The sequence below is a fragment of the Actinomyces polynesiensis genome (assembly GCF_000820725.1).
Classification (GTDB): domain Bacteria; phylum Actinomycetota; class Actinomycetes; order Actinomycetales; family Actinomycetaceae; genus Pauljensenia; species Pauljensenia polynesiensis.
This window is the reverse complement of the sequence record NZ_CCXH01000093.1, coordinates 1-1,993: the sequence shown is the minus strand read 5'-3', so window position 1 is coordinate 1,993 and position 1,993 is coordinate 1. Positions and strand designations below refer to the sequence as shown.

The following is a 1,993-nucleotide window of genomic DNA, read 5'->3' as shown; positions in this document are numbered from 1 at the left end:
CCCGCTGCCGCGACCGCCACGACGACGCAGGACCCCGGCCCGCAGCGCGCCGGTGCCGACGTCCCGCCTCCCGCCACCGCCCACGAGGCCGACGCGGACCCGGGACTGTGGCAGCGCATCGACCGCGGTGACCTCCGCCGCACGGTCGCCGTCGCCGCGTGCGCCGTCGTCGTCGGCGTCGCCGGGGCCCTGGGTTCACCGACCTGGGTGCTGGGACCCGTCTCGGTCGCAGCCCTGATCGCCGGGTGCTGGCCGATCATCGTCGAGGCCTGGGAGGACGTGAAGGAGCGGCGGATGAGCATGGAGCTGTCCATGCTCATCGCCATCGCCGCGGCCGCCGCCATCGGGGAGTGGACGACCGCGCTCGTCATCACCACCTTCGTCCTGGCCGCGGAGATCCTCGAGGACCTCTCGATGGACCGGGGCCGCGACGCCCTCTCCGACCTCATGTCCTTCCTCCCCACCACGGTGCGCGTGCGTCGGGGCAGTGAGGTCGACACCGTCCCCCTCGCCGAGGTCCGGCCGGGCACGGTGGTCGTGGTCGAGCCGGGCTCGCGCGTCCCCGTGGACGGCACCGTCCTGGCGGGATCGGCCAGCCTGGACCAGTCCCGCCTGACCGGGGAGTCGCTGCCGGTGGACGTGCAGGTCGGGGACCCGGTGCTGGCCGGCTCCATCGCGGTGGCGGGTGCACTCGAGGTCACCACCGAACGCACGGGCGAGGACTCCACCTTCGGGCAGATCATCGCGACCGTGCGGGAGGCCCAGGAGTCGCGGGCCCCCGTCCAGCGTCTCGCCGACCGGCTGGCCGGCATCCTCGTCCTCGTCGCGCTCGCCGCCGCGCTGGTGACCTTCGTGGTCACGCGCGACGCCCGTGCCACCATCTCCGTGGTCATCGTGGCCGGGGCGTGCGGCATCGCCGCGGGCACCCCGCTCGCCATTCTCGCCTCGATCGCGCGTGCGGCCCGCTCCGGGGCGTTCGTCCGCGACGGGACGCACCTGGAGGTCCTCTCCGGGGTGGACACCGTGGTCCTGGACAAGACGGGCACGCTCACGCTCGGGCAGGCCCGCGTCGTGGCCGTGCGCCCCGCGCCCGGGGTCGACGAGGGCGACCTGGTGGCACTGGCCGCAGGCGCCGAGTGGCACTCCGAGCACCCCGTGGGGCGTGCCGTCGCCGACCTCGCGCGGGAACGCCACCTCACCGTGGCCGTCCCGGAGGACTCCGACCACTCCCTCGGCATGGGGGTGTCCGCCCGGGTCGGGGGACACGAGGTGCGGGTCGGCAGTGCGCGCCTCGTGCGGGACGCCCCCGCCACGGTGGAGGCACCCTTCGGGGGGACGACGCCGGTGCACGTCGCGGTGGACGGACGCTGGGCGGGTACCCTCCTCGTCGCCGACGAGCTGCGCGAGGGCGCGGCCCGGTGCGTCTCGGACCTGCACGACCTGGGTCTGAGGGTCCTCATGCTGACCGGGGACACGGAGGCCACGGCGAGGGCCATCGCCGGGCAGGTCGGGGTCGACGAGGTCCGCGCGGGCCTGCTCCCCACCGACAAGCACGGGATCGTCTCCGCCGAACGCGCCGCGGGACACGTGGTCGCCATGGTCGGTGACGGGGTCAACGACGCCCCCGCGCTCGCGGCCGCCGACGTGGGGATCGCGATCGGATCGGGGACCGATGTCGCCCGGGAGAGCGCCGACGTGGTGCTCATCAGCTCCGACCTGGGGGACCTGGTCACCCTGGTGCGCACGGCACGACGCGCGCGACGCACCATCATGGTGAACTTCGTGGGGACGCTCGTGGTCGACGCGATCGGCATGACGCTCGCCGCCTTCGGGGTGCTGGGCCCCGTGGCCGCCGCCGTCGTGCACGTCGGGTCCGAGTCCGCCTTCATCCTCAACTCGGCACGACTCATCCCCGCAGGGCCGGGTCGGGGGAGGCCCCCGCGCGGGCGCGCTGACCGCCGGACGCCGGGGCGCCGGACGCCGGGGCGTGGCT

1 protein-coding gene is annotated in these 1,993 nt (G+C 75.3%); it reads left to right on the top strand.

The window, feature by feature from the left end; translation table 11 throughout:
• On the top strand, positions 1 to 1,993 hold a 1,993-nt coding region (locus TA90_RS03875; RefSeq protein WP_074015270.1), incomplete at both ends, for a heavy metal translocating P-type ATPase.